The sequence below is a fragment of the Pedobacter sp. BAL39 genome (genome assembly GCF_000170795.1).
GTDB lineage: Bacteria > Bacteroidota > Bacteroidia > Sphingobacteriales > Sphingobacteriaceae > Pedobacter.
Window position 1 is genome coordinate 46,855 of sequence record NZ_ABCM01000026.1, and the last position, 21,062, is coordinate 67,916.

Consider the following 21,062-nt stretch of genomic DNA (forward strand, 5'->3'; position numbering starts at 1 on the left):
ACCTTTGATAGGAACATCACCACCAGATACTGTTAAGCGATGAATAAATCTACCAGGAAGGATCTTTACGAAGCTCCTGATTATTACTTATTGGATGAACTGCTGACCGAAGAACACAAGTTGATCCGCTCCTCGGCAAGAGAATGGGTCAAACAGGAAGTCAGCCCAGTGATTGAAGATTTCGCGCAACGTGCTGAGTTCCCGAAGCACCTCATCAAAGGTCTCGGTGAAATTGGCGCCTTCGGACCTACCATTCCTGTGGAATATGGTGGCGCCGGCCTGGATTACATTGCGTACGGAATCCTCATGCAGGAAATTGAGCGCGGTGACTCAGGAATCCGCTCCACAGCGTCGGTTCAGGGTTCTCTGGTGATGTACCCGATTTACACCTACGGCACTGAAGAACAACGTAGAAAATTCCTTCCTAAACTCGCTACCGGCGAATTGATGGGCTGCTTTGGACTTACAGAACCAGATCATGGTTCGAATCCGGGAGGCATGGTCACCAACATCAAAGATCAGGGTGACCATTACCTGCTTAATGGCGCCAAGATGTGGATTTCCAATGCGCCCTTTTCAGATATAGCAGTGGTATGGGCGAGAGATGAAAATGGTAAGATCCGCGGACTGATTGTGGAACGTGGAATGGAAGGTTTCAGCACGCCCGAAACCCACAACAAATGGAGCCTGCGTGCATCGGCCACAGGTGAATTGGTGTTCGACAATGTTAAGGTGCCAAAAGCCAATATATTCCCGGACATCATGGGACTGAAAGGACCGCTAGGATGTCTTAACCAGGCGCGTTATGGCATCGCCTGGGGTGCTCTCGGCGCTGCCATGGATTGTTATGATACGGCGTTACGTTATTCAAAAGAGCGGGTGCAGTTCGGGAAACCCATTGCAGGTTTTCAATTACAGCAAAAAAAACTGGCGGAGATGATCACTGAAATCACCAAAGCACAACTGCTGGTATGGCGCCTTGGGGTACTCAAATCTGAAAACCGGGCCTCTGCTGAACAGATCTCCATGGCCAAAAGAAACAGTGTGGAGCTTGCCCTAGATGTCGCCCGCAATGCCAGGCAGATGCTGGGTGGCATGGGCATCACGGGCGAATATTCCATTATGCGCCACATGATGAACCTGGAATCTGTGGTCACTTACGAAGGCACGCACGACATCCACCTCCTGATTACGGGAATGGATGTTACTGGCCTTAATGCTTTTAAATAGCGCAATAAGTCAACCTTTTAGGTTGATATCATCTGAATGAAGAAAATTATCACAATGAAAACTTTTAAAAAATATTATCAGCTGCCGGCTCCTCCCGAAGAGGTCTACTGGGCAATGACAAAGGCCCAGAGCATCCAGTTGTGGACCGGTGCAGAAGTAGAATTTACGGAAGAGCCCAATACTGAGTTTTCTTTCTGGGATGGCGACATCGTTGGCAAAAACCTGGAATTTGAATACGGAAAGAAAATTGTTCAGCAATGGTATTTCGGAGAAGAGAACGAACCTTCTATCGTCACCATCAAACTGCATGAAGATAAAAAAGGAACTTCACTGGAGTTTAACCAGACGAACATCCCGGAAGAAGACTATGACGACTTCACCGCTGGCCTAACCGAGCATTACTTCGGCGGACTGATTGATTTCTTTGAGGAAGAATAGCGGAAACGTAATTAATTATCCAATACAAAAAAAACCTCAGACTTTGGTAAAAGTCTGAGGTTTTTTGCTTTAAAAAATGCTGTTTTTACTTCAGGTATTTACCAAGGATCGGATCCTGATCAGGAACGTGAAAACCAACGATCACCCGATCTTTAAAAGCTTTTTTGGTAATCGCCATGATCTGATTACTTACTTTCGCATCTACGGCTTCCAGTGTCAACATGTGGATCACCTCTCCTTTCAGCCAAATGATACGTTGTGGATACGATAAACGCTCATCACCAAGTTCCTCATCGGTAACGGGCTTAGTAAGATCCGGCAGCTTTTTAAGCAGCTCCGACTGTGCAGGCGTCGGATGTGCCTTGTCGAACTGTACAGTATCGTTGATAATTTCCGTAGGCTGTCCGAGCAACTTCTTCATGGATTCAAACAACTCCAGAGAATGGTCTGGCTGCACCACGGCATGGAAATAAGCGACCTTGTCTTCATACACCGAAACCGCAGCACCGAGCACCTCGCTGATGGGAAGTCCGCCATAGTTAACTTCATTCGCTGTACCCTCCATAAAAACATAATTCACCAGGCGCTCACCATCATCCTTCAAAACCAGGGAAACATCTTCTCCGTTTCCTTTGATGGTATAATGTCCCTGTTGATCTGTTTTTTTGTAATACTTCAGCCCATCCAGGTAGGAACCTGCATTTTCATTATAGCTGATTGTTGACAGGTCAAGTTTTTTTGAAGTGCAGCCTGCCAGGAGTATCGCACTAAGCAGTAATAAGTTTCTTTTGTTTTTCATGCAGAGAACTAATAATAAAGATGATTTTTCAGGGTTCTTAAAGCAATTCTTCAGCAATAGAAATGCCACACCTGCAACTAAACAGGATTATAGACCCAGAAAATAGCTTTCATCATCACGGCAGTGGTGATGGCCACAATCAGCAGAAAACTCAACACCTGTAAGAGAAGCCTCATTTTTAAATCTCTGGCAGCCAGGGCATACATGTTTAAAATCAAAAAGATTACCCCGGAAATGATCCCCGCCGGAATGCCGATGCGTGTTGCCATCAGCTCACGCTGCCAGTTATCAGATTCATAAACATATACTGCAGCCACACTGATCAGTATGCTCAATAAGATAATCATGATCGCCTTCAGGAATTTCATTGGGTTATTCTTTTTTAGGTGTATGAATGATATGTGATTTTAGTCTTCGCTATACACAGATACAATGCCTTCACGTAGGTTATAATGAGAAGCCATCACCTCTCCATACGCACCGGCACTGCGCAAAGCGATCAGGTCTCCGCGGAAAGTCTCCGGCAATGCCACCTCCTTGCCGAAACAGTCGGTACTTTCGCAAATCGGGCCTACCACATCATACTTCACTCCCTCTGCTGATTTGGAACCAGACAAATGATCAATCTGATGGTATGCCTGATAAAGTGCCGGTCTCATCAGTTCTGTCATCCCAGCATCAAGCACAATGAAATTTTTCTTCTTACCATTCTTCACATACAGCACCTTGCTGATCAGTGAAGCACACTGACCTACCAGCGCACGTCCCAGTTCAAAATGAACTTCCTGGTTGGATCTAACTTCAAGAAAATCATGGTACACCTTAAAATAAGCTTCAAAATCAGGGATCTGCTGCTCAGGGTTATGGTAATCAATACCAAGTCCGCCGCCTACATTCAGCACCTTTACGATGAACCCACGTTCCTCAAACCAGGCTGCAAACTCATTAACACGCACACATAGGTTTTTGAACACATCCATGCTGGTGATCTGAGAACCGATATGAAAATGCACACCGATAAATTCAAGGTTTTCCGACTGCTTCAAAACCTCTGCGCACTGCGGGAGATCCCAGGAATTGATGCCAAACTTGTTCTCATCAAGACCAGTAGTGATGTTATGGTGGGTGTGGGCGTCTACGTTCGGATTGATGCGTATCGCTACTTTTGCCTTCGTATTTTTTAAACCGGCAAGCTCGTTGATCACCTCCAGCTCCTGGATCGATTCAACATTGAAACAAAAGATCTGCTGATCCAGCGCATCATTGATCTCGCGGTCAGATTTACCCACGCCGGCAAAAACAATCTGCTGGTGATTAAATCCTACTTCTACCGCACGCTTCACCTCGCCACCACTTACACAGTCTGCACCAAAACCTGTAGCCTTGATCATTTCCAGTACACGTGGGTTGAAGTTTGCTTTCATGGCGTAGTGCACATGAAAATTATATACCTTAGCAGCAGCTGAACAGTTGCTCAAAGTATTTTGCAGTAATGCAAGGTCATAATAATAAAATGGTGTTTCTAACTTTGCAAAACGTGATATCTCTTTATCGGAAAACATAATGTTTAAGTATCTGATTATATTCTGTATTCTGGTTTTCGGACTGATCTACTTCGGCAATTATATAGACTATAAAAACCAGAAGATCAGCAGAAAGGAGTACGATAGAAGAATAAGACTCTTTATCATACTCCTTGCCATCATCATTTTCATCCTGGTATGGATCAAAAAACGATGATCATTTTTTATTCAAACAACCTGTTGTGAAGGCTCTTTAATGCTTCTGTCTTATTTCCTGTGTTGATCAGCAGGGAGATGTTATAGTTACTTCCGCCATAAGAAATCATGCGCACCGGAATGTGTTTGATCGCATCCAGTACACGGGCAGCATAACCATGTGTTTGTGCACTGAAATCTCCAACCACACATACAATAGACTGGTCGCTATCAATTTCTACGGAGCCGAACGAATGTAATTCCTCTACAATCTTATCCAGGTTATCGGTAAAATCTATCGTCAGGGAAACTGCAACCTCAGAAGTCGTGATCATGTCGATCGGCGTTTTATAACGCTCAAAGATTTCAAACACCCTTCTCAGGAAACCGTAAGCCAGCAGCATCCTGCTCGACTGGATCTTGATGGCTGTAATGCCATCCTTGGCTGCGATTGACTTGATTTTGCCTTTTTCACTTTCTGCAGAAATCAAGGTTCCTGCTGCTGCAGGCTCCATCGTGTTCAGCAACCTTACCGGGATCTTGTATTTCTGCGCAGGGAATACCGACTGCGGATGCAGGATCTTGGCACCAAAGTACGCAAGCTCCGCTGCTTCATCAAATGAAAGCTGCGCAATGGGTTTCGTGCCTTTCACGATCCGCGGATCGTTGTTGTGCATCCCATCGATGTCGGTCCAGATCTGAACTTCCTCAGCCAGAATAGCCGCCCCAATCAGCGATGCGGTATAATCACTTCCACCTCTGCGCAGGTTATCTACCTCGCCGAAGCTGTTTCTGCAGATGAAACCCTGTGTGATGAAAAGTTTATTGTCTTTATGCTTCTCTAATAACGGTTGTAAATGAGCAGTACTGAATGGGACATCAGGCTCATTGTCTTCATCAATTTTCATAAAATCCAATGCCGGCAACAGTACAGATGCTACGCCAATTGACTTCAGATAGATATGATATAAGGTAGTAGACAACAGCTCTCCCTGTGCCAATACCACCTTCTCCTCTACCGGAGTAAAAAGATCATTTGACAAGGTGCTGAGGAAACCGAAATGATAATCTACCACTTCCTGTCCCTGCTCACGAAACTCGTCCTCTGGCAATAGCTCCGCTACAAATTCATTATATTTTCCGTGCAATGCCTTGATCAAATCTAAGGCAACCTGTTTATCTTCCTTTAAAAGTTTGCTTGAAATCTCCACTAAACTATTGGTGGTGCCAGACACGGCCGACAAAACCACAATTTGCTCCTCGGCTGGATTAATGATATCCAGCAACTTTTTCATGCGCTCAGGGCTTCCGACAGAAGTTCCTCCAAACTTTAATATCTTCATTTAATTGATGTAAGAATTTTATATTTTGATAAATTGGTTCTATACTTGTATTCAGGCGTGAAATTAAATAAATCGCCGACAATAATTACCAAATAGACAAAATAAAATTTGGAATCATTCAAATTAACCTGCCCTTTCCAAACAGAACAGGCGTTTTTTTGTTTAGTCCAGCAAATATCAATAGTTATAAATCGAACCTATGCAATTAGAAGCAGCGACCTTAGCTACCATTAATCAATGGCTTGAAGGCAATTACGACGACACCACCAAACAAGAAATTCAGAAATTATTAGATGCAGAAGCATTTACCGAGCTTACCGACTCCTTCTACAGGAGCCTTGAGTTTGGTACGGGCGGTTTAAGGGGAATCATGGGTGCAGGATCCAACAGGATCAACAAGTACACCATTGGTACCGCTACCCAGGGTCTGGCAAACTACCTGCTGAAAAAGTATTCTGGGGAACAAGTGAAGGTGGCCATCGCCCATGACAGTCGCAACAACTCCGATTACTTCGCGAAGGTTACTGCAGATGTATTCTCTGCAAATGGCATTCATGTGTACTTCTTTGAGGCCCTGAGGCCAACACCGGAGCTTTCTTTTGCCATCCGTGAACTGGGCTGCCGCAGTGGTGTCATGCTTACCGCTTCTCATAACCCTAAAGAATACAATGGATATAAAGCTTATGGCGCTGATGGGGGTCAATTTACTGCTCCTGATGACGTCATGGTCATGGATGAAGTTGCAGCAATCAAAAGCATCGATGAAGTGAAATTTGATCGCATTGAAGGTAATGTATCTTTAATAGGTTCGGACATCGACAAATCTTACCTGGATAAAATCACAGCGCTGTCGGTTTCTCCGGAAGCGATCCAGCGCCAGAAAGACCTTAAGATTGTTTTCTCTCCGATCCACGGAACGGGCATCACCCTGGTTCCAAAAGCATTGGAGCAATTTGGATTTACAAATGTGACTTTGGTTGAAGAGCAGAGTACCCCGGATGGCAACTTCCCTACGGTAGTTTACCCGAATCCTGAAGAAAAAGAAGCTTTGACACTTGCTTTGAAAAAAGCAGAAGAGATTGATGCCGACCTTGTACTCGCAACTGATCCGGATGCTGACCGGGTGGGTATTGCCGTCAAAAACAATGATGGTCAGTTTGTGTTGCTGAACGGTAACCAAACGGGTGCCCTCCTGATCAATTACCTGCTGAGTGCATGGGAGGAAAAAGGAAAACTCAACGGAGAACAATATATCGTTAAGACCATTGTCACCACCAACCTGATTGAGGAAATTGCAAAAGCTAAAAATGTAACCTATTACAATACGCTGACCGGATTTAAGTTCATCGGCCAGCTGATCACCAGCCTTCAGGGCAAAAAGACCTTTATCGGCGGTGGTGAGGAAAGCTACGGTTACCTGATCGGCGAACTGGTAAGGGATAAGGATGCTGTCATTTCATGTGCCTTCATTGCAGAGATGACCGCTTTCTATAAAGATAAAGGCAGCAGCCTGTACGACGCACTATTGAATATGTACACCGAATACGGCCTGTATAAGGAAGAGCTCGTATCCATTACCAAAAAAGGAAAAACCGGTGCTGAAGAAATCAAAGCCATGATGGAGAAATTCAGGAACAACCCACCTGCAACATTGGGAGGCTCTCCGGTAGCGACATTGAAGGATTACGAACTAGGTGTGGAGACAGACTTGAAAACAGGCAACAAAACAGAGCTGCCTTTTCCAAAATCAGATGTACTGCAATTTATCACCGAAGATGGCAGCATTGTATCGGCAAGGCCTTCAGGTACCGAGCCAAAGATTAAATTCTACTGCAGTGTAAATACGCCGTTGAATGATAAAAATGATTTCAAGGCAGAAGAGGCCAGACTTGGCGAAAAGGTTAAATCAGTCATGCATGATTTAGAGGTTTAAAAACCTCTAAATCATCTTTCAATAAACTTCGTCGGCAGTACTACTTTACTGATCTCCGACTTAGGTAAATTCTTATCCCTGGAGAGCTCGTTCAGAATGATGTCAATAATCTTCTCAGCGATCTCTTCTACGGGTTGATCTACTACACTGATTGGTGGAGTATGGATCCGGAACACATCCTGATCATCATAAGCAACGACGTTAAAGTCCTGATCAATCGTTTTATTCATTTCTTTCAGGCAAAACAAACCACGTACGGCAAGGTAGTTGGTACTGAAAAATACGGCATCAATGTCCGGGTTGTTGACAAAAAGATCTTTCAACAGGACGTTGGTCTCCTCTTCGGAACTGCCGAAGGGGATTTTGATGAGGTTCTTCGGATCGGGTTTGATCTGATGGTCCAACAACGCATGTTCATAACCTAGGAAACGGTTGTTGATCTGGTCTACATCCACATCTACGGTCACGTAGGCAATATTTTTCTTTCCTTTTTTGATGAGGTACTCGGTAGCAGAATAAGCACCCTTAAAGTTATCCACGACAACGTAATTTACGTCCATTTCAGGAAGGTTCCGGTCAAATATCACTACCGGGATCTTGTCGGCAAGCAACTGTTTGATGTCTTCCTCAATTCCCGGAACGGGAGCGATGATGTAGGCATCCACCTTGCGCGACTTAAACATTTCGATCAGCTCCCTCGCTTTTACAGCATCATTCTCTGTGCTGGAGTAACTGATTTTGTATCCTTTTTTATAGGCTTTGTCCTCGATACGTCTGGCGATACCAGAGAAAAATGGGTTGGATATGTCCTCAACAATCAATCCGATGGTCTTTGTATTTCCTGTTCTAAGGCTTCTGGCAACTTGGTTAGGCTTGAATCCAAACTCCTGAATAATGTCCTGCACACGTTTAATGACATCCTTGCTGATGCGCATTTTCTCTGCCTTACCATTCAAGATAAATGACACGGTCGTTATTGATACTTCGGCCTTTTTTGCAATATCCTTAATAGATGGAGCTTTCATTTCAAATAATTTACAGCCAATCTATATAATTAATTGCTAATCTCCTCAAAATACTTGCCTGCAATTTTCATTAATGCGTCTTCATTAAGAGGTTTGTGCAAATAATTTACAATTTCGCAGTTTGTCGCCGCTAAAGATTCATCGTCAGGGTTCATGCTGGTAGTCAGCATAATGACGATCGTCCTCTTTTTAAGCACCGCGTCAATTCTACCGTATTCTTCCATAAAATCCCATCCACTCATTCCCGGCATATTGATGTCCAGAAAGATGATACCAGGCCTCCGCCCCACATCGTCAGCCTCATATTTACCTGAGAACGTGAGATAATCCAGCGCTTCCCTCGCAGAGGTGATTGCCAGGATGTCTACCTGGAGTTTAGCATTTTTAACAACCTTAGTATGGATGAAATTTGTAGGGATGTCGTCATCGACAAGCAAGACACAATCAAGGTCTTTGAATTTTTTCATGTAGAAAATTGGATTATGATATGGGTGATTAGATTTTAATAGTGAAATAAAAACAGCTTCCTTCGCCGATCAGGGACTTGACATAGATCTCACCACTGTGCATCTCTACAATCTTCTTGCAGTGCGACAGCCCGATGCCGTGTCCCTCATATTCAGAATGACTGTGCAGGCGCTGGAAGATGGCGAAGATTTTCTCCGTAAAGCGCTCTTCTATCCCGATGCCATTGTCGCGGACCTCAAACTTCCAGAACTCCCCATCTTGCTGTGCAGAAATGTGGATCTCCGGGGGAACACCAACCTTCCTGAATTTTAACGAGTTGCTGAGCAGGTTTTGGAAAAGCTGTCGAATGGCAGTTTCATGCCCTCTGATGAGGGGCAGCTCCTGGCAAAAAATGCGTGCTCCAGAAGACTCAATCTGGGTATAAAGATCATGCCTGACCCCGTCGATTATCGCATTGAGGTCGATTTGTTTTTTTGGCTGGTTGCCCCCCAGGCGGGAGTAATCCAGCAGTCCCTTGATCAGGTTTCTCATCCGCTCGGTCGACTGATTAATGAAAGTGAGGTAAAGCTCTGCATTTTCATCAAACACAGATCCATACTCATCCTTCAGTAAGTCCACAAAATTGCGGACTGTCAGCAGTGGCTCCTGAAGGTCATGTGAAGCAATATAAACGAACTGTTCCAGCTCCTTATTTTTAAATTCCAGTTCACGGGCATATTCATTGAGTGCTTTCTCAATACTCATTTTTTCAGTCATGTCCCTGGTGAACTTAGAAAATCCGATCAACTTCCCTTCTTCATCGTGCATGGCAGAGAGGGTGACCTGTGCCCAAAACAGGTTGCCGTCTTTTTTGACACGCCAACCGGACTGCCTTGCAGTGCCGTTTCTTCTGGCCTCTTCGATCATCTGATCAGGAAGACCGCGTGCAATGCCTTCAGCGGTATAAAAGCGTCTGAAGCTGGTGCCGATCACCTCTGCAGCCGTATAACCTTTAATCATTTCCGCGCCTTTGTTCCAGCTGCCAACATTACCCTGTACATCCAGAAAGAATAGGGCGCAATCTTCCATCTCGCCCACCATTTTGTGGAATATAGATTGATATTCGGTTAAGTTATTGTGCATCCGACATGGCCATTTGAGTAACCGGGATTAGTCAAAAGTCAAGCCATAGCATCCGAAAGAGGATATTGACACCTATGAACGCGAATCTGAAAACTCAGGAACATATTTTTGTCCTTCTTCTTCCCCCATCTGGGGAATTTAAGGGAATTGTATTAGCCACGAATCTGCCCCTGTCCCCTCACAATCCACTTTTCGGTCACCAGCTTCTCTAATGCAAAAGGTCCCCGCGCATGCAGCTTTTGCGTGGAAATACCAATCTCGGCTCCCAGGCCAAAAACCTGCCCATCGGTAAAACGGGTAGAAGCGTTCACATATACGACCGCAGCATCCACATCATTGAGAAACTGCTCCGTTTTTTCCCTATCTTCAGTAAGGATAGCCTCAGAGTGTTTTGATGAATAGGCCGCAATGTGGGTAAGCACTTCCTCAAAAGTATCAACCACCTTTACAGAACATTTGAAGTCCAGAAACTCACGCCCGTAGTCTTCCGGACTGGCCGCCTGCAAATACTTATACTCCAACTGATCAAGGATCTCAAAAGCGGTAGCATCAGCAAAGATCTCCACCTGGTATGCCGACAGCCGTGGTGCCAGTTCCGTCAGCAACACCGTAGCAACAGACCTGTCTACCAGCACGGTATCCAGGGCGTTACACACCGACGGGCGGGATACTTTTGCATTCACGATGATGGCTGCAGCATTTGTGATGTCTGCAGTTTCCTCTACATAGGTATGACATACACCGGCACCGGTTTCAATAACTGGGACCATGGCATGCGTCCGCACAAAGCTGATCAGCTCATTGGAGCCTCTTGGAATAATCACATCGATGTATTTTACCGCCTGAAGAATGTCCAGGATATATTTCCTGTCGGCCGGCAGCTGCTGCACCACATTCCCATCCAGACCAGACTCCAGCAACACATCCTGGATGAGCCCAACGAGGCAGGAATTGGTATGGAAGGCATCCTGTCCCCCGCGAAGCAAGGATACATTGCCCGAGCGGATGCACAGGGCGGCAACATCTATGGTTACATTGGGCCGGGATTCATAAATGACGCCAACGACCCCCAGCGCCACCGTTTTTTTCTCGATGAAAAGCCCATTCGGCATGGTTGATGCAGAAAGCGTACGATTCGCAGGATCTGGCAATGCGGCCACATCATTCAGGCTCTCCGCAAGCCCTTTTATCCGTTGGACATTTAATAGCAAACGGTCTTTCTTGGGATCGGCATCTGCCATCTTCTCCAGATCTTTAAGATTTTCCGCGATGATGGTATCCGTATTTTCAAGAATTACTGCCGATAGTCTTCTCAATAGCTTTTGCTTTCCTTCGTCACTCAGAGAGGCAATAGAAGATTTCGCTTGCTGTGCATTGATCAGTTGTTGTTGAATGGCTTCCATGGGCTTATAATATGACGATATCGCTGGCGTTGGCGATTTCCAGGTTTCTTTGTTTGGTATTGCTGGTAATGACTTCAGAAGAGGTCCTTGAGCGGGCGACTGCCACGATGTGCTGGCGTTCATCGACAATCTCAAAGATTTCTCCTTCCGAAAAACGTTCGATGACCTCAATGACCCCGACTGCAAGCAGGCTACTGCGCTTTCGCACGGCATCACAGGCCCCATCATCGACCATCAGGCGACCCGTGACAAGGCTGCCGCTGGCCAGCCATTTATTCCTTGCAGATACAGAGCAGACCTTAGGCACACATACCGTACCGGTTTTCTCCTGTAGGGCTTCAAGGATACCATTTGGGGTACGTGCTCCAAAGATCACGACCTTGATGCCCATGGTTGCCGCGAGGTGGGCGAAGGTAAGCTTGGAGATCATCCCTCCCAGCCCCAGGTCTGATTTATTCTTGTCCGCAAGAGAGAAGATTTCATTGTTGATGGTTTCAATTCTTGGGACCACCTTTCCTTCTTTGTCGAGCACCCCAGGAACAGAAGTGCCCAGCAAGATGACCGAGGCGCCAAAACCGACACCCAGCAGTGTAGCAAGTTCGTCATTATCAGAAAACTTCAATTCCAGGTCGCTCACCACATCATTTTCATTTGCAATGGGAATAATTTCGTTTTTCCAAAGTTCTTCATAAGTCTGCTTCAATTGGAGAAATTGAGTGCGGTTAGAAAAGTGTTGCCTTTCACATAGGCTCTGGGCAATCTTAATGCCGTGTGGAAGAAAATGTTTTGCGTAGATATTGAGTAATAAAGGATTTCCTATTGATGCTGCGGCTTTTCGCTCTGAGATCTTTCCTTTGTAATTCTTCAGGTATTTTTTTCCTGCAGCTACGGCGCCGGAGGATACCAGGATGAGGTGATGCGTTTTAGCAAGTTCGGCAACCTGTCGGCTGACGTCGCTGATCACCGCTTCATCCAGCTCACCACCTGCGGTGGTAATTGATGCGGTGCCTAATTTTAAAACAAGGATCGGCTTATTCATTTTGGTTTGGTCTTAATCGGTTGCCCGGTACTAATGGTTGATGATCTTTTCCCGTTTTCAAAATCGAAACTTCGGACACCTTCCGACAAGGGTGCTCCCTGTCGGATACTGATAAGAATTCATCAGTTTTGATGTGAACACAAAATTACGATAGTAATCAGGAGAAAGCCGAAAATATAAATTTTTAATCAGCATCACAAAAGCTGACAACAGCAGCGGTCATCAGCACCATAAGAACTGCTTACATCAGAAGTCATCAGCATTAGAAGTCAAGCACCATTGCGGTTATATTACTTTGCCTTTCAGTAATGTACTACTTTGTCTTAGTCCGGTTTTTGCTGAGCTTGATTTTGATCTTCCCATCTTCGCCATCCGTGGCCAGCAGGTGCAGCACAATCCCCTTCATTCTACGTTCCCTGATTTCCTTTTTGTCGGTGAGGTCTTCATCCTTTTTCGGATTTCGTAAAGGGACATCAACCATGATGTTTGTGCCCGTGCCCATGGAGTATACCCCGGCGACGTCCATATTGAGTAGACTGGAGTTGATCTGCATCGGATTGATGGTGACCTTCTCCCCACGTACATCAAACTTACCATTCAGGTTTTCAAATGTGATCTCATCCAGGTTGCGGAAAGGGAAAGCAAATTTACCTACATTCTTGATCGGGTCAAAGTTCAGCAGTGCGCCTTTTTTGACATCAAAAATGATGTTCCCACGCAGGGATCGGGATACCAGCTTGCCCTGATCGGTAATGCTGCCGGCCATATTTGTTTTTGAGAAAAGAAAACCTTTCAGGTTTTTTGAAGTGATGCTTTTCAGTCCGAAGTTCTCAAAAGAGTAAAAGAAGTTACTGATATTTACATTGCTGATGGTGGTATTGATGTTGAAATGATTCACAGATCCCTGCTGTGAAATGTTGCCGTTCAGCTTCAATGAGCCACCTCCATGTTTCACACTGATGTTCTTCAACGCGATGCCATTTTCCGAAAGAAACAAGTCGGCGGTTGCATCGGACGCCGCGAATTTATTGTAGTAAACCTTATTTACCCTCAGGTGCATATCGACCATACTGCGTTCGAAAACATTATTGAGGTCTTCGGACAATGTCGTCTTTTTAGAGCCTTTCTTTGCCTTACGCTGTGGTTTCCTGCTGGACAGAAAGCCAAGGAATTCTCCAAGGTGCAGTTCCGGACTGCGTACCTGCCAGCTCAGCAGGATTTTTTCCGGTGCATTGTAATAAAGATTTAGAAAGTTCTTAATGCTCCCATCCATATACACCACGCTTTTTCCACTTTGCAGCCTGATGTTACGGATAAATAAATCGGTACTGGTAAAGTTCAGTGAGATCGCACTATTCTTAAAATTAAGCTTTCTCGGCACATAACTAATGTCGGCATTACTGATGTCTACCACACCCTTTAACAATGGCTTATTGAGCTTAAAATCGACAATATCAGCCGTATACGAGAGTTTCACATCTGCCTGCCCTTTATTAAATTTCAGTGTTTCTTCGCCAATGGCTTTATTCAGTTTTGAAATGTCAAATTTAGACCGGAACACTCCCGTTGCCACAGGCTGTTCGAGGTTCACCACGAAAGCTGTATCAATTGAAAATGGGATATCCGTATAGCTGCCCTCAAACTTATATAACTTAATCGCTGAATTGGCATCGGTATATCCTTTCCCATTCATGTAGTTATTGGTAAAAACTCCTGTGAAGTTACAGTGCTCCACCTTCCCTCCTACAGTAACCAGCACATTGTCTTTCACATTCGCCTTTACCTCAATCGAAGGATCACCACCAGGGCCCATGTTTCCGGACAGCACACAGGTCACGTCAATAGGTTTCTCCAGGTTAAACATATTGAGCTTCTCGGTGATGTTTGGGGCCAGCAGTGCAGCGGCATTCTTCCAGCGTATCCCCGGTGCCTGAATGTTGATGGTAAACTCTGTATTCTCTTTACTGGTGTCAAACTGTGCCCCAATGATAAAAGGGTCTTTACCGATATTCAGGCGGTTAGGACTCACCTTGATCAAACCCTTATCTTCATCGAAGCTAATTTTGAAAGGTCCCTCCAGCAATTTGTCTTTGATGAAACTTCCCCTGCGGGTATTGAAGGCCAGGCTCTTCACCATCGTTTTCAATTTAAGGTCAGCTTGCCATCCCGACCAGCCATAGTCCATATCTCCCTTAAGCTCTTCGACAGCAAATTGAAACAGTTTATGCCCTTTCTGATTGTCCAGCACGAAATTGACACGCGCCAGTGAAAACTTTTTCACCTCGGCAGCAGATCCGCCCTCTTCGGCCTCCGGCTTTTTCTTTTTATCTTTCTTCCTGAAAATGGAGGTATTGCTATAGCCATTGGTGTCGGTATATAGATAAATGGTAGCGTCGTTGATGCCCACTTTGCGAATTTCGATGGTACCGCTCAACAGCGCCAGGGGATTCACAGAAACATCAAAATTCTTGGCCTCCAGCAATGTGTGGTGATGGTTTGCCCACAAGCTATCTTTCATGACCACATTTTTAAGGTTCAGTGAAACACGGGGGAACCCACCCAGAAAGGTTGGGTCCATACTTCCGATGGTCAGGCTGCCATTGAGGTTTTTGTTGAGTTGTTTGGTGATGCTGACCAATAGGTCTTTCTTATGCGTGTTTACATAAAATGCTAGACCCGCAAAAACAAGAAACACCAGGCCAACCAGACCTGCAAATATCCAGAGTATAATCTTTGTCCACCGAGGCATAATCTAAATTAAAGTAAATGGGGTGAGATGAATTATTTAAATAGCATTTATCAGGCCAGATTTGCTGCCAGTCCCAATGCGGCGATCCTTACCGGATCAGTTCTCCAATTATTGGGACTCAACCATCTAGTTAATACCTTTCAACTATCCAATTATTTCGAACCAGCTATCTACTTACGAGATATAAACGAGTTTGTCCTTGATCAGGATTCGGCCCGAAACAAAAGAGCTGATTGTCTTCCGACAATCAGCTCTTTCTCAGTTTAACCAACCAGCGTTGCGGGTTTCTGAGTAGTTAAAGAGATTTCATATCCACCACGAAACGGTAATGAACATCGCCATTCAGTGTACGTTCATAAGCTTCGTTGATCTGATCCATGCGGATCATCTCTACATCAGATGTAATGTTATGTTCTGCACAGTAATCCAGCATCTCCTGAGTTTCTTTAATACCTCCCACTAAAGAACCTACCAGACTACGGCGTCCCATTACCAGGTGTACCGCCTGTACGTCACTTGGAGTTGGAGGAATTCCCAGCAGCACCATTACGCCATTCGTACGCAACAACTTAAGGTACTCATTGTAATCATGTTCTGCGGATACTGTATCAATGATAAAATTGAAAGTATTGGCAAGGCCTTCCATGGTTTCTTTCTCAGTAGTCAGTGCAAAATGATGGGCACCAAGCTCCTTTGCATCTTTGGCTTTTTTAGGCGAACGGCTCAACATGGTCACCTCAGCACCCATTGAAGCAGCGAGTTTAACAGCCATGTGTCCTAATCCCCCTAGTCCGACAACAGCAACCTTGTCGCCGGCCTTCACACCCCAGTATTTCAAAGGTGAGTAAGTGGTGATGCCCGCGCAAAGCAAAGGTGCCACTTTCTCCAGTGGAAGTTTATCAGAGACGCTCAAAACAAAGTCCTGGGTGACCACAATGTGACTGGAATAACCACCATATGTAATTGTTTTCTTGTCTTGCGAAAGCGAATTGTAGGTCTGTGTATGCCCATTTTCGCAATACTGCTCCTGGTGATCCTTGCAGCTATCACAATGTCCGCAGGAATCAACGAAACAGCCTACACCAACGGTGTCACCTATTTTGAATTTTGAAACTTCATTTCCGACGCGGGTGACCTTTCCTACGATTTCATGGCCGGGAACAACAGGGTATTGGGTTCCGCCCCATTCATTTCTTGCGGTGTGGATGTCGGAGTGACAAACACCGCAATAAAGGATTTCTATTTCTACATCGCCGGCGCCAGGCTCGCGACGGTCAATTTGAAACGGCGCAAGTGGCTTGTCTGCCTGATGCGCCGCGTAAGATTTTACTTGAGTCATTCTGATGGATTTATATGAATAGTTATAATCATCAAAACAACCAAAAAGTTTGCTTTTTTTAAGCTTATGATTTCAATTTTAACACTGATGTGGTATTTGACCTGATTTCATTCAGCAATTCTTCGTCAGTAGCCAGTGTATGACCATATGAAGGGATCATCTGTTTCAGCTTCGTCTGCCAGTCCGCAGTTTTCAACTCGTCACCGAAACAACGTTCCAGCAGAGTGATCATGATGGAAACGGCAGTTGATGCACCAGGTGATGCACCCAGCAAGGCAGCTATGGATCCATCTGCGGCAGTAACTACTTCCGTACCGAACTCCAGAATCCCTCCGTGCTTTTCATCTTTTTTGATCACCTGGACACGCTGCCCGGCGGTCTCCAGTTCCCAGTCTTCAATTTTCGCTGTCGGCAGGTATTCCCTTAATGCCTCCATGCGGTCGTCAGGTGATTGTCTCACCTGGTTGATCAGGTATTTGGTTAGCGGAAGGTTGTCGAGCCCCGCAGAAATCATTGGACGTATGTTATTGACTTTAATCGATAGCGGTAAGTCCAACAGCGAGCCATGTTTTAGGAAACGGGTAGAGAAGCCGGCATACGGACCGAAAAGTAAGGCCTTTTTGCCATCGATCATCCGGGTGTCCAGATGTGGTACCGACATTGGTGGTGCACCAACAGAAGCTTTTCCATATACCTTGGCATCGTGTCTTTCGATCACCTCAGGATTGATACATTTCAGCCACTGCCCGCTTACCGGGAAACCTCCGAAGCCCTTTCCTTCAGGGATATCAGATTTCTCTAGCAAAGGCAATGATCCCCCACCAGCACCAATGAAAACAAATTTGGCTTTGACGATACGTTTATTGCCACTGTTGTCATCTTTAACTTTGATCTCCCAAAGGCCGTTTTTCTTTTTTAGTTTTTTCACCTCATGATTGAAGTGCATCGTCACACGGTCGTCCTGCTGTAGATAATTGAACATCATGCGTGTCAACGCACCAAAGTTGACGTCTGTCCCCAACATCATGCGGGTGGCAGCAACCTTTTCATCGGCCGCTCTCTGGTCCATGACCAACGGCATCCATCCCTTTAATACTGCAGGATCTTCAGAATAAGTCATCCCTTTGAAAAGATGACAGCTACTCAGCTTATCATAACGCTGGCGTAAAAAATTCACGTTTTCATCACCCCATACAAAGCTGATGTGGGGAATGCTCTTTATGAAAGTATCCGGATCAGTGATGAGTTTTTCTTCAATTAAAAAGGACCAGAATTGTTTGGATACCTCAAAGGACTCTGCAATGGCAACGGCCTTTTTAGTTTCTACGGAACCATCCGGCATCTGCGGCGTGTAGTTCAGTTCACAAAATGCCGAGTGTCCTGTACCGGCATTGTTCCATGCATCAGAGCTTTCCGCTGCTGCCACATCTAGTCTTTCAAAAATCTCAATGGTAATATCAGGCTGCAGTTTTTTCAGCAACATCCCTAAAGTTGCGCTCATGATACCTGCTCCAATCAACACTACATCCGTCGTTTTTTCTGAATTACTATTCGTACGAGTCATTTAATCTGAATTTTTGTGCAAAAATACAATACATTAACAAATAATACTCCAAAAATTCAGGGTTTTTATTAATTGTTACCGGAAAACCTATCGGCCGGCGAAAGTCTGATATAAGTTTGACAAAGAACTGCAATAGATGGCGCTGGCGACCAAAAAGCGAACTTATTTATTTTTAAAAATGAAGTCGCGATTTTCAAAAAACGTTTCATTTTCATAAAAATTAACACCTATTTTAGCTAACATAAAATTTATTGATCTTTTATCCCTACATCATGACCGATACCATATCCAACCAGATACTCACCGTAAAAAAGATTCGACAGACCATCCTTAAACTTGTAGAAGGACTTACCGAAGAACAGCTAAATTTCATTCCGGAAGGCTTCAACAATAACATCATCTGGAATGTGGGCCACCTGATCGCCGCACAACAGGGCATCTGTTATCTACGTGCGGGTCAGCCTCCCCTGGTCAGCATGGAATTTATTGAAAACTACAAGCCAGGCTCCAAACCTTCCGGACCGATATCTAAAGAAAAAATTGACTACATCTTTGCACATTTCATCAGCACCATCGAGCAACTGGAGCTGGATGTAACTGCGAAAAAATTTGATAATTATAGTGCATGGACGAGCAGGTATGGCGTAGCGCTGAATTCCATGGATGAAGCCATCTATTTTTTACCATTTCATGAAGGCAGTCATTTTGGCTATCTGTTGGCGTTGAAGAGGATTCAGGGAATTCCATCTACACTATAATCACATTGTAAACGTTTATTAACCTATCATCCATCATTTAACTTCATTCTGCATGTTAGCCAAAGTACTCTCGTTCAATGTCCTGTTGTTTCTTTTCTTTAAGCCATTTTCACCACCCACAATTGAGAATGACAAAGATAGGTGGAAGCCTTATTACATCAATACAGCCCCGGGGGCCACTGCTGAAAATTGGTTTCTTCCATTTAAGGTAGCAAATCGTAAAGACCCCAGACAGATCCGTGTGGTGAGCATTTTTGGGGATCATCGCGACAGCTTTTATAAGGGGCATATCCACACTGCTGTAGACATGAATCCCTCGAAGCCTGAAGGAAAGCTGGTAGGTGTTTATGCCATGGCGAAGGGCATAGTATGCTCCATTCATCTGGGCGAAAACCAAAAAACGGTAGTCGTCAGACATCAGTTGAAAGATGGCAATACTGTATTCAGTTCTTATAAACACCTCAAAGAAGTATATGTATCTCCTGGTCAGCAGGTAAATGAAAATGTCAAGCTTGCCAGGTTGTTTACGGTACAGGAATCGAAGAAATATGGCGGCGATTACCACCATTTGCACCTGGAGATCCGTAAACGTTTTGACGACTATGGCTGTGCCAGCTGGTTGACTATGAATAAAGAGCAGCTCAACCTTAGATTTTACAACCCCTTAGTTTTCATAAAGGAAAACCTCAAGCCATGATAAGTGTTATCACATAAACGTTGTTATGAGCCTCCAGTCAATCAATCCCGTTAATGGAAAAATTATCAAAACATACAAAGAAGACTCTCAAAAAGAGATCCTTCGTAAAATTGACAAAGTAAATATAGCCTGGCTGTCCTGGAAAGAAACGGCTTTTACAGAAAGGTCCGCGTTCATGAAGCAGGCGTCTACTCTATTGTTGCAGCGCAAAGTACCTTTGTCGGTATTGATGGCCAAAGAAATGGGTAAACCATTGAAGGATGCCGTAGCAGAAATTGAGAAGTGTGCTGCAGTGTGTGATTATTACGCGGATCATGCCGTTGATTTCTTAGAAGATGAACAGATCGCAACCGAAGCATCAAAGAGTTATGTGAGCTACCAGCCATTAGGCGTCGTACTCGCCATTATGCCCTGGAATTTTCCACTATGGCAATTGTTCAGGTTTCTAGCCCCGGCATTGATGGCAGGAAATGTTGCACTGCTGAAGCACGCTTCCAATGTAACCGGATGTGCGCTTGCGGTCGAAGCCCTGATCGCCGATGCCGGATTTCCAAAAAACACATTCAGGGTGCTGCTCATCAGCAGCAAACTGGTCAACAAGGTTATCGCCCACCCTGATGTAAAGGCGGTTACCCTGACGGGCAGTACCAATGCCGGACAGCAGGTGGCTAAAGAAGCGGGTTTCAGGTTGAAGAAGACCGTTTTAGAACTTGGCGGAAGTGACCCCTATCTTATACTTGCCGATGCTGATCTGGAACTGGCGGCGACAGTCTGTGCACAGAGCAGGCTGATCAACAATGGGCAGAGCTGCATCGCTGCAAAACGTTTCATTGTTGTCAGGGAAGTCGAAAAAGATTTCATCCGCATCTTCAAAAGTAAAATGCAGGAGAAGGTTACCGGAGATCCATTTGATAAAAAGACTGACCTTGGACCGATGGCGCGCAAAGACCTGAGAGATGAGCTCCACCAGCAGGTGCTCGACAACATAAAGGCGGGTGCAAAATGTATTCTTGGTGGAAAAATCCCGAAGTTCAAAGGCAAACACGCATTCTATGAACCTACCATACTCAAAAGCATCAAAAAGGGTATGCCTGCTTATGAAGAGGAACTCTTTGGCCCCGTGGCGCTGATCATTTCCGCAAAGGATGAAGCAGAGGCGATAAAAATTGCGAACGACAGTCCTTTTGGCTTGGGAGCAGCAGTATTTACGAAGGACATTGCCCGCGGAGAACAGATTGCTGCAACCATGCTGCAGGCAGGATCTTGTTTCGTCAACAGCCTGGTGAAATCAGACCCGAGATTGCCGTTTGGAGGCATCAATCAGTCCGGATATGGCAGAGAACTTGGCGCTTTTGGCATTAAGGAATTTGTAAATATCAAAACTGTATATGTCCCTTAAGGCCGTCAATTATTTATTGTAAATCCCTTAACTATTTA

At 44.9% G+C, this 21,062-nt stretch carries 19 protein-coding genes; 7 read left to right on the top strand and 12 right to left on the bottom strand.

Going from position 1 to position 21,062, the window contains the following annotated elements; translation table 11 throughout:
- Positions 1-39: 39 nt before the first annotated feature.
- The gene (locus tag PBAL39_RS22675) at positions 40-1,230 is read left to right on the top strand and encodes an acyl-CoA dehydrogenase family protein (protein WP_008246072.1); all 1,191 of its coding nucleotides are present in this window, start codon (positions 40-42) and stop codon (positions 1,228-1,230) included.
- Positions 1,231-1,284: 54 nt separating this feature from the next.
- Positions 1,285-1,668: an SRPBCC domain-containing protein gene (locus PBAL39_RS22680; protein WP_039867517.1), complete on the top strand. Its 384-nt coding sequence runs from the start codon at positions 1,285-1,287 to the stop codon at positions 1,666-1,668.
- An 85-nt stretch (positions 1,669-1,753) separates the two neighbouring features.
- Here PBAL39_RS22680 and PBAL39_RS22685 read toward each other — a convergent pair whose 3' ends face one another.
- The 3 genes from PBAL39_RS22685 to lysA all read right to left on the bottom strand — a co-directional run bounded on the left by PBAL39_RS22685 (position 1,754) and on the right by lysA (position 4,029).
- A complete protein-coding gene (locus PBAL39_RS22685; RefSeq protein WP_008246074.1) occupies positions 1,754-2,467 on the bottom strand; it encodes a hypothetical protein in 714 nt (237 codons plus the stop codon).
- 77 nt (positions 2,468-2,544) lie between these two features.
- A complete protein-coding gene (locus PBAL39_RS22690; protein ID WP_008246075.1) occupies positions 2,545-2,835 on the bottom strand; it encodes a hypothetical protein in 291 nt (96 codons plus the stop codon).
- A 39-nt stretch (positions 2,836-2,874) separates the two neighbouring features.
- On the bottom strand, positions 2,875-4,029 hold the full coding sequence (lysA, locus tag PBAL39_RS22695; RefSeq protein WP_008246076.1) for a diaminopimelate decarboxylase: 1,155 nt from the start codon (positions 4,027-4,029) through the stop codon (positions 2,875-2,877).
- A gap of 1 nt (position 4,030) precedes the next feature.
- Between lysA and PBAL39_RS25480 the strand changes: the two genes are divergently transcribed.
- Positions 4,031-4,207: a hypothetical protein gene (locus PBAL39_RS25480; protein WP_008246077.1), complete on the top strand. Its 177-nt coding sequence runs from the start codon at positions 4,031-4,033 to the stop codon at positions 4,205-4,207.
- 7 nt (positions 4,208-4,214) lie between these two features.
- Here the strand turns inward: PBAL39_RS25480 and PBAL39_RS22700 are convergent, their stop codons facing one another.
- The gene (locus PBAL39_RS22700) at positions 4,215-5,528 is read right to left on the bottom strand and encodes an aspartate kinase (RefSeq protein WP_008246079.1); all 1,314 of its coding nucleotides are present in this window, start codon (positions 5,526-5,528) and stop codon (positions 4,215-4,217) included.
- A 199-nt stretch (positions 5,529-5,727) separates the two neighbouring features.
- Here PBAL39_RS22700 and PBAL39_RS22705 point away from each other — a divergent pair, with 199 nt between their 5' ends.
- Positions 5,728-7,461: a phospho-sugar mutase gene (locus PBAL39_RS22705; RefSeq protein ID WP_008246085.1), complete on the top strand. Its 1,734-nt coding sequence runs from the start codon at positions 5,728-5,730 to the stop codon at positions 7,459-7,461.
- Positions 7,462-7,472: 11 nt separating this feature from the next.
- Here PBAL39_RS22705 and PBAL39_RS22710 read toward each other — a convergent pair whose 3' ends face one another.
- The 8 genes from PBAL39_RS22710 to PBAL39_RS22745 all read right to left on the bottom strand — a co-directional run bounded on the left by PBAL39_RS22710 (position 7,473) and on the right by PBAL39_RS22745 (position 18,170).
- Positions 7,473-8,486 (bottom strand): LacI family DNA-binding transcriptional regulator, encoded by a 1,014-nt coding sequence (locus PBAL39_RS22710; RefSeq protein WP_008246087.1) that lies wholly within the window; start codon positions 8,484-8,486, stop codon positions 7,473-7,475.
- 29 nt (positions 8,487-8,515) lie between these two features.
- Complete coding sequence (locus tag PBAL39_RS22715; RefSeq protein WP_008246088.1) at positions 8,516-8,953, bottom strand: response regulator; 438 nt, start codon at positions 8,951-8,953, stop codon at positions 8,516-8,518.
- Between the two features lie 28 nt (positions 8,954-8,981).
- Complete coding sequence (locus tag PBAL39_RS22720) at positions 8,982-10,076, bottom strand: ATP-binding protein (protein WP_232283001.1); 1,095 nt, start codon at positions 10,074-10,076, stop codon at positions 8,982-8,984.
- Between the two features lie 152 nt (positions 10,077-10,228).
- Positions 10,229-11,479, bottom strand: a complete 1,251-nt coding sequence (locus tag PBAL39_RS22725) for a glutamate-5-semialdehyde dehydrogenase (RefSeq protein WP_008246092.1) — start codon at positions 11,477-11,479, stop codon at positions 10,229-10,231.
- 4 nt (positions 11,480-11,483) lie between these two features.
- Positions 11,484-12,518, bottom strand: a complete 1,035-nt coding sequence (gene proB / locus PBAL39_RS22730) for a glutamate 5-kinase (RefSeq protein WP_008246093.1) — start codon at positions 12,516-12,518, stop codon at positions 11,484-11,486.
- A 313-nt stretch (positions 12,519-12,831) separates the two neighbouring features.
- Entirely contained in the window at positions 12,832-15,267 is a 2,436-nt protein-coding gene (locus tag PBAL39_RS22735) for an AsmA family protein (protein ID WP_008246094.1), read from the bottom strand.
- Positions 15,268-15,562: 295 nt separating this feature from the next.
- Entirely contained in the window at positions 15,563-16,606 is a 1,044-nt protein-coding gene (locus PBAL39_RS22740; RefSeq protein WP_008246095.1) for an NAD(P)-dependent alcohol dehydrogenase, read from the bottom strand.
- A 64-nt stretch (positions 16,607-16,670) separates the two neighbouring features.
- On the bottom strand, positions 16,671-18,170 hold the full coding sequence (locus PBAL39_RS22745; RefSeq protein WP_008246096.1) for a malate:quinone oxidoreductase: 1,500 nt from the start codon (positions 18,168-18,170) through the stop codon (positions 16,671-16,673).
- A 272-nt stretch (positions 18,171-18,442) separates the two neighbouring features.
- On the opposite strand from PBAL39_RS22745, the gene PBAL39_RS22750 reads away from it, so the two are divergent.
- The 3 genes from PBAL39_RS22750 to PBAL39_RS22760 are packed head-to-tail and all read left to right on the top strand — an operon-like array spanning position 18,443 to position 21,024.
- Complete coding sequence (locus PBAL39_RS22750; protein WP_039867499.1) at positions 18,443-18,928, top strand: DinB family protein; 486 nt, start codon at positions 18,443-18,445, stop codon at positions 18,926-18,928.
- A gap of 52 nt (positions 18,929-18,980) precedes the next feature.
- Positions 18,981-19,625, top strand: coding sequence for a M23 family metallopeptidase (locus PBAL39_RS22755; RefSeq protein WP_008246099.1), 645 nt, complete (start codon positions 18,981-18,983; stop codon positions 19,623-19,625).
- Positions 19,626-19,650: 25 nt separating this feature from the next.
- The gene (locus PBAL39_RS22760; protein ID WP_008246101.1) at positions 19,651-21,024 is read left to right on the top strand and encodes an NAD-dependent succinate-semialdehyde dehydrogenase; all 1,374 of its coding nucleotides are present in this window, start codon (positions 19,651-19,653) and stop codon (positions 21,022-21,024) included.
- Positions 21,025-21,062: the final 38 nt, after the last annotated feature.

Excerpts from the sequence above, each read along its gene's own strand:
- PBAL39_RS22675 (WP_008246072.1), top strand. The coding sequence starts at position 40 with ATGAATAAATCTACCAGGAAGGATCTTTACGAAGCTCCTGATTATTAC.
- PBAL39_RS22680 (WP_039867517.1), top strand. The coding sequence starts at position 1,285 with ATGAAAACTTTTAAAAAATATTATCAGCTGCCGGCTCCTCCCGAAGAG.
- PBAL39_RS22685 (WP_008246074.1), bottom strand. The coding sequence starts at position 2,467 with ATGAAAAACAAAAGAAACTTATTACTGCTTAGTGCGATACTCCTGGCA.
- PBAL39_RS22690 (WP_008246075.1), bottom strand. The coding sequence starts at position 2,835 with ATGAAATTCCTGAAGGCGATCATGATTATCTTATTGAGCATACTGATC.
- lysA (WP_008246076.1), bottom strand. The coding sequence starts at position 4,029 with ATGTTTTCCGATAAAGAGATATCACGTTTTGCAAAGTTAGAAACACCA.
- PBAL39_RS25480 (WP_008246077.1), top strand. The coding sequence starts at position 4,031 with ATGTTTAAGTATCTGATTATATTCTGTATTCTGGTTTTCGGACTGATC.
- PBAL39_RS22700 (WP_008246079.1), bottom strand. The coding sequence starts at position 5,528 with ATGAAGATATTAAAGTTTGGAGGAACTTCTGTCGGAAGCCCTGAGCGC.
- PBAL39_RS22705 (WP_008246085.1), top strand. The coding sequence starts at position 5,728 with ATGCAATTAGAAGCAGCGACCTTAGCTACCATTAATCAATGGCTTGAA.
- PBAL39_RS22710 (WP_008246087.1), bottom strand. The coding sequence starts at position 8,486 with ATGAAAGCTCCATCTATTAAGGATATTGCAAAAAAGGCCGAAGTATCA.
- PBAL39_RS22715 (WP_008246088.1), bottom strand. The coding sequence starts at position 8,953 with ATGAAAAAATTCAAAGACCTTGATTGTGTCTTGCTTGTCGATGACGAC.
- PBAL39_RS22720 (WP_232283001.1), bottom strand. The coding sequence starts at position 10,076 with ATGCACAATAACTTAACCGAATATCAATCTATATTCCACAAAATGGTG.
- PBAL39_RS22725 (WP_008246092.1), bottom strand. The coding sequence starts at position 11,479 with ATGGAAGCCATTCAACAACAACTGATCAATGCACAGCAAGCGAAATCT.
- proB (WP_008246093.1), bottom strand. The coding sequence starts at position 12,518 with ATGAATAAGCCGATCCTTGTTTTAAAATTAGGCACCGCATCAATTACC.
- PBAL39_RS22735 (WP_008246094.1), bottom strand. The coding sequence starts at position 15,267 with ATGCCTCGGTGGACAAAGATTATACTCTGGATATTTGCAGGTCTGGTT.
- PBAL39_RS22740 (WP_008246095.1), bottom strand. The coding sequence starts at position 16,606 with ATGACTCAAGTAAAATCTTACGCGGCGCATCAGGCAGACAAGCCACTT.
- PBAL39_RS22745 (WP_008246096.1), bottom strand. The coding sequence starts at position 18,170 with ATGACTCGTACGAATAGTAATTCAGAAAAAACGACGGATGTAGTGTTG.
- PBAL39_RS22750 (WP_039867499.1), top strand. The coding sequence starts at position 18,443 with ATGACCGATACCATATCCAACCAGATACTCACCGTAAAAAAGATTCGA.
- PBAL39_RS22755 (WP_008246099.1), top strand. The coding sequence starts at position 18,981 with ATGTTAGCCAAAGTACTCTCGTTCAATGTCCTGTTGTTTCTTTTCTTT.
- PBAL39_RS22760 (WP_008246101.1), top strand. The coding sequence starts at position 19,651 with ATGAGCCTCCAGTCAATCAATCCCGTTAATGGAAAAATTATCAAAACA.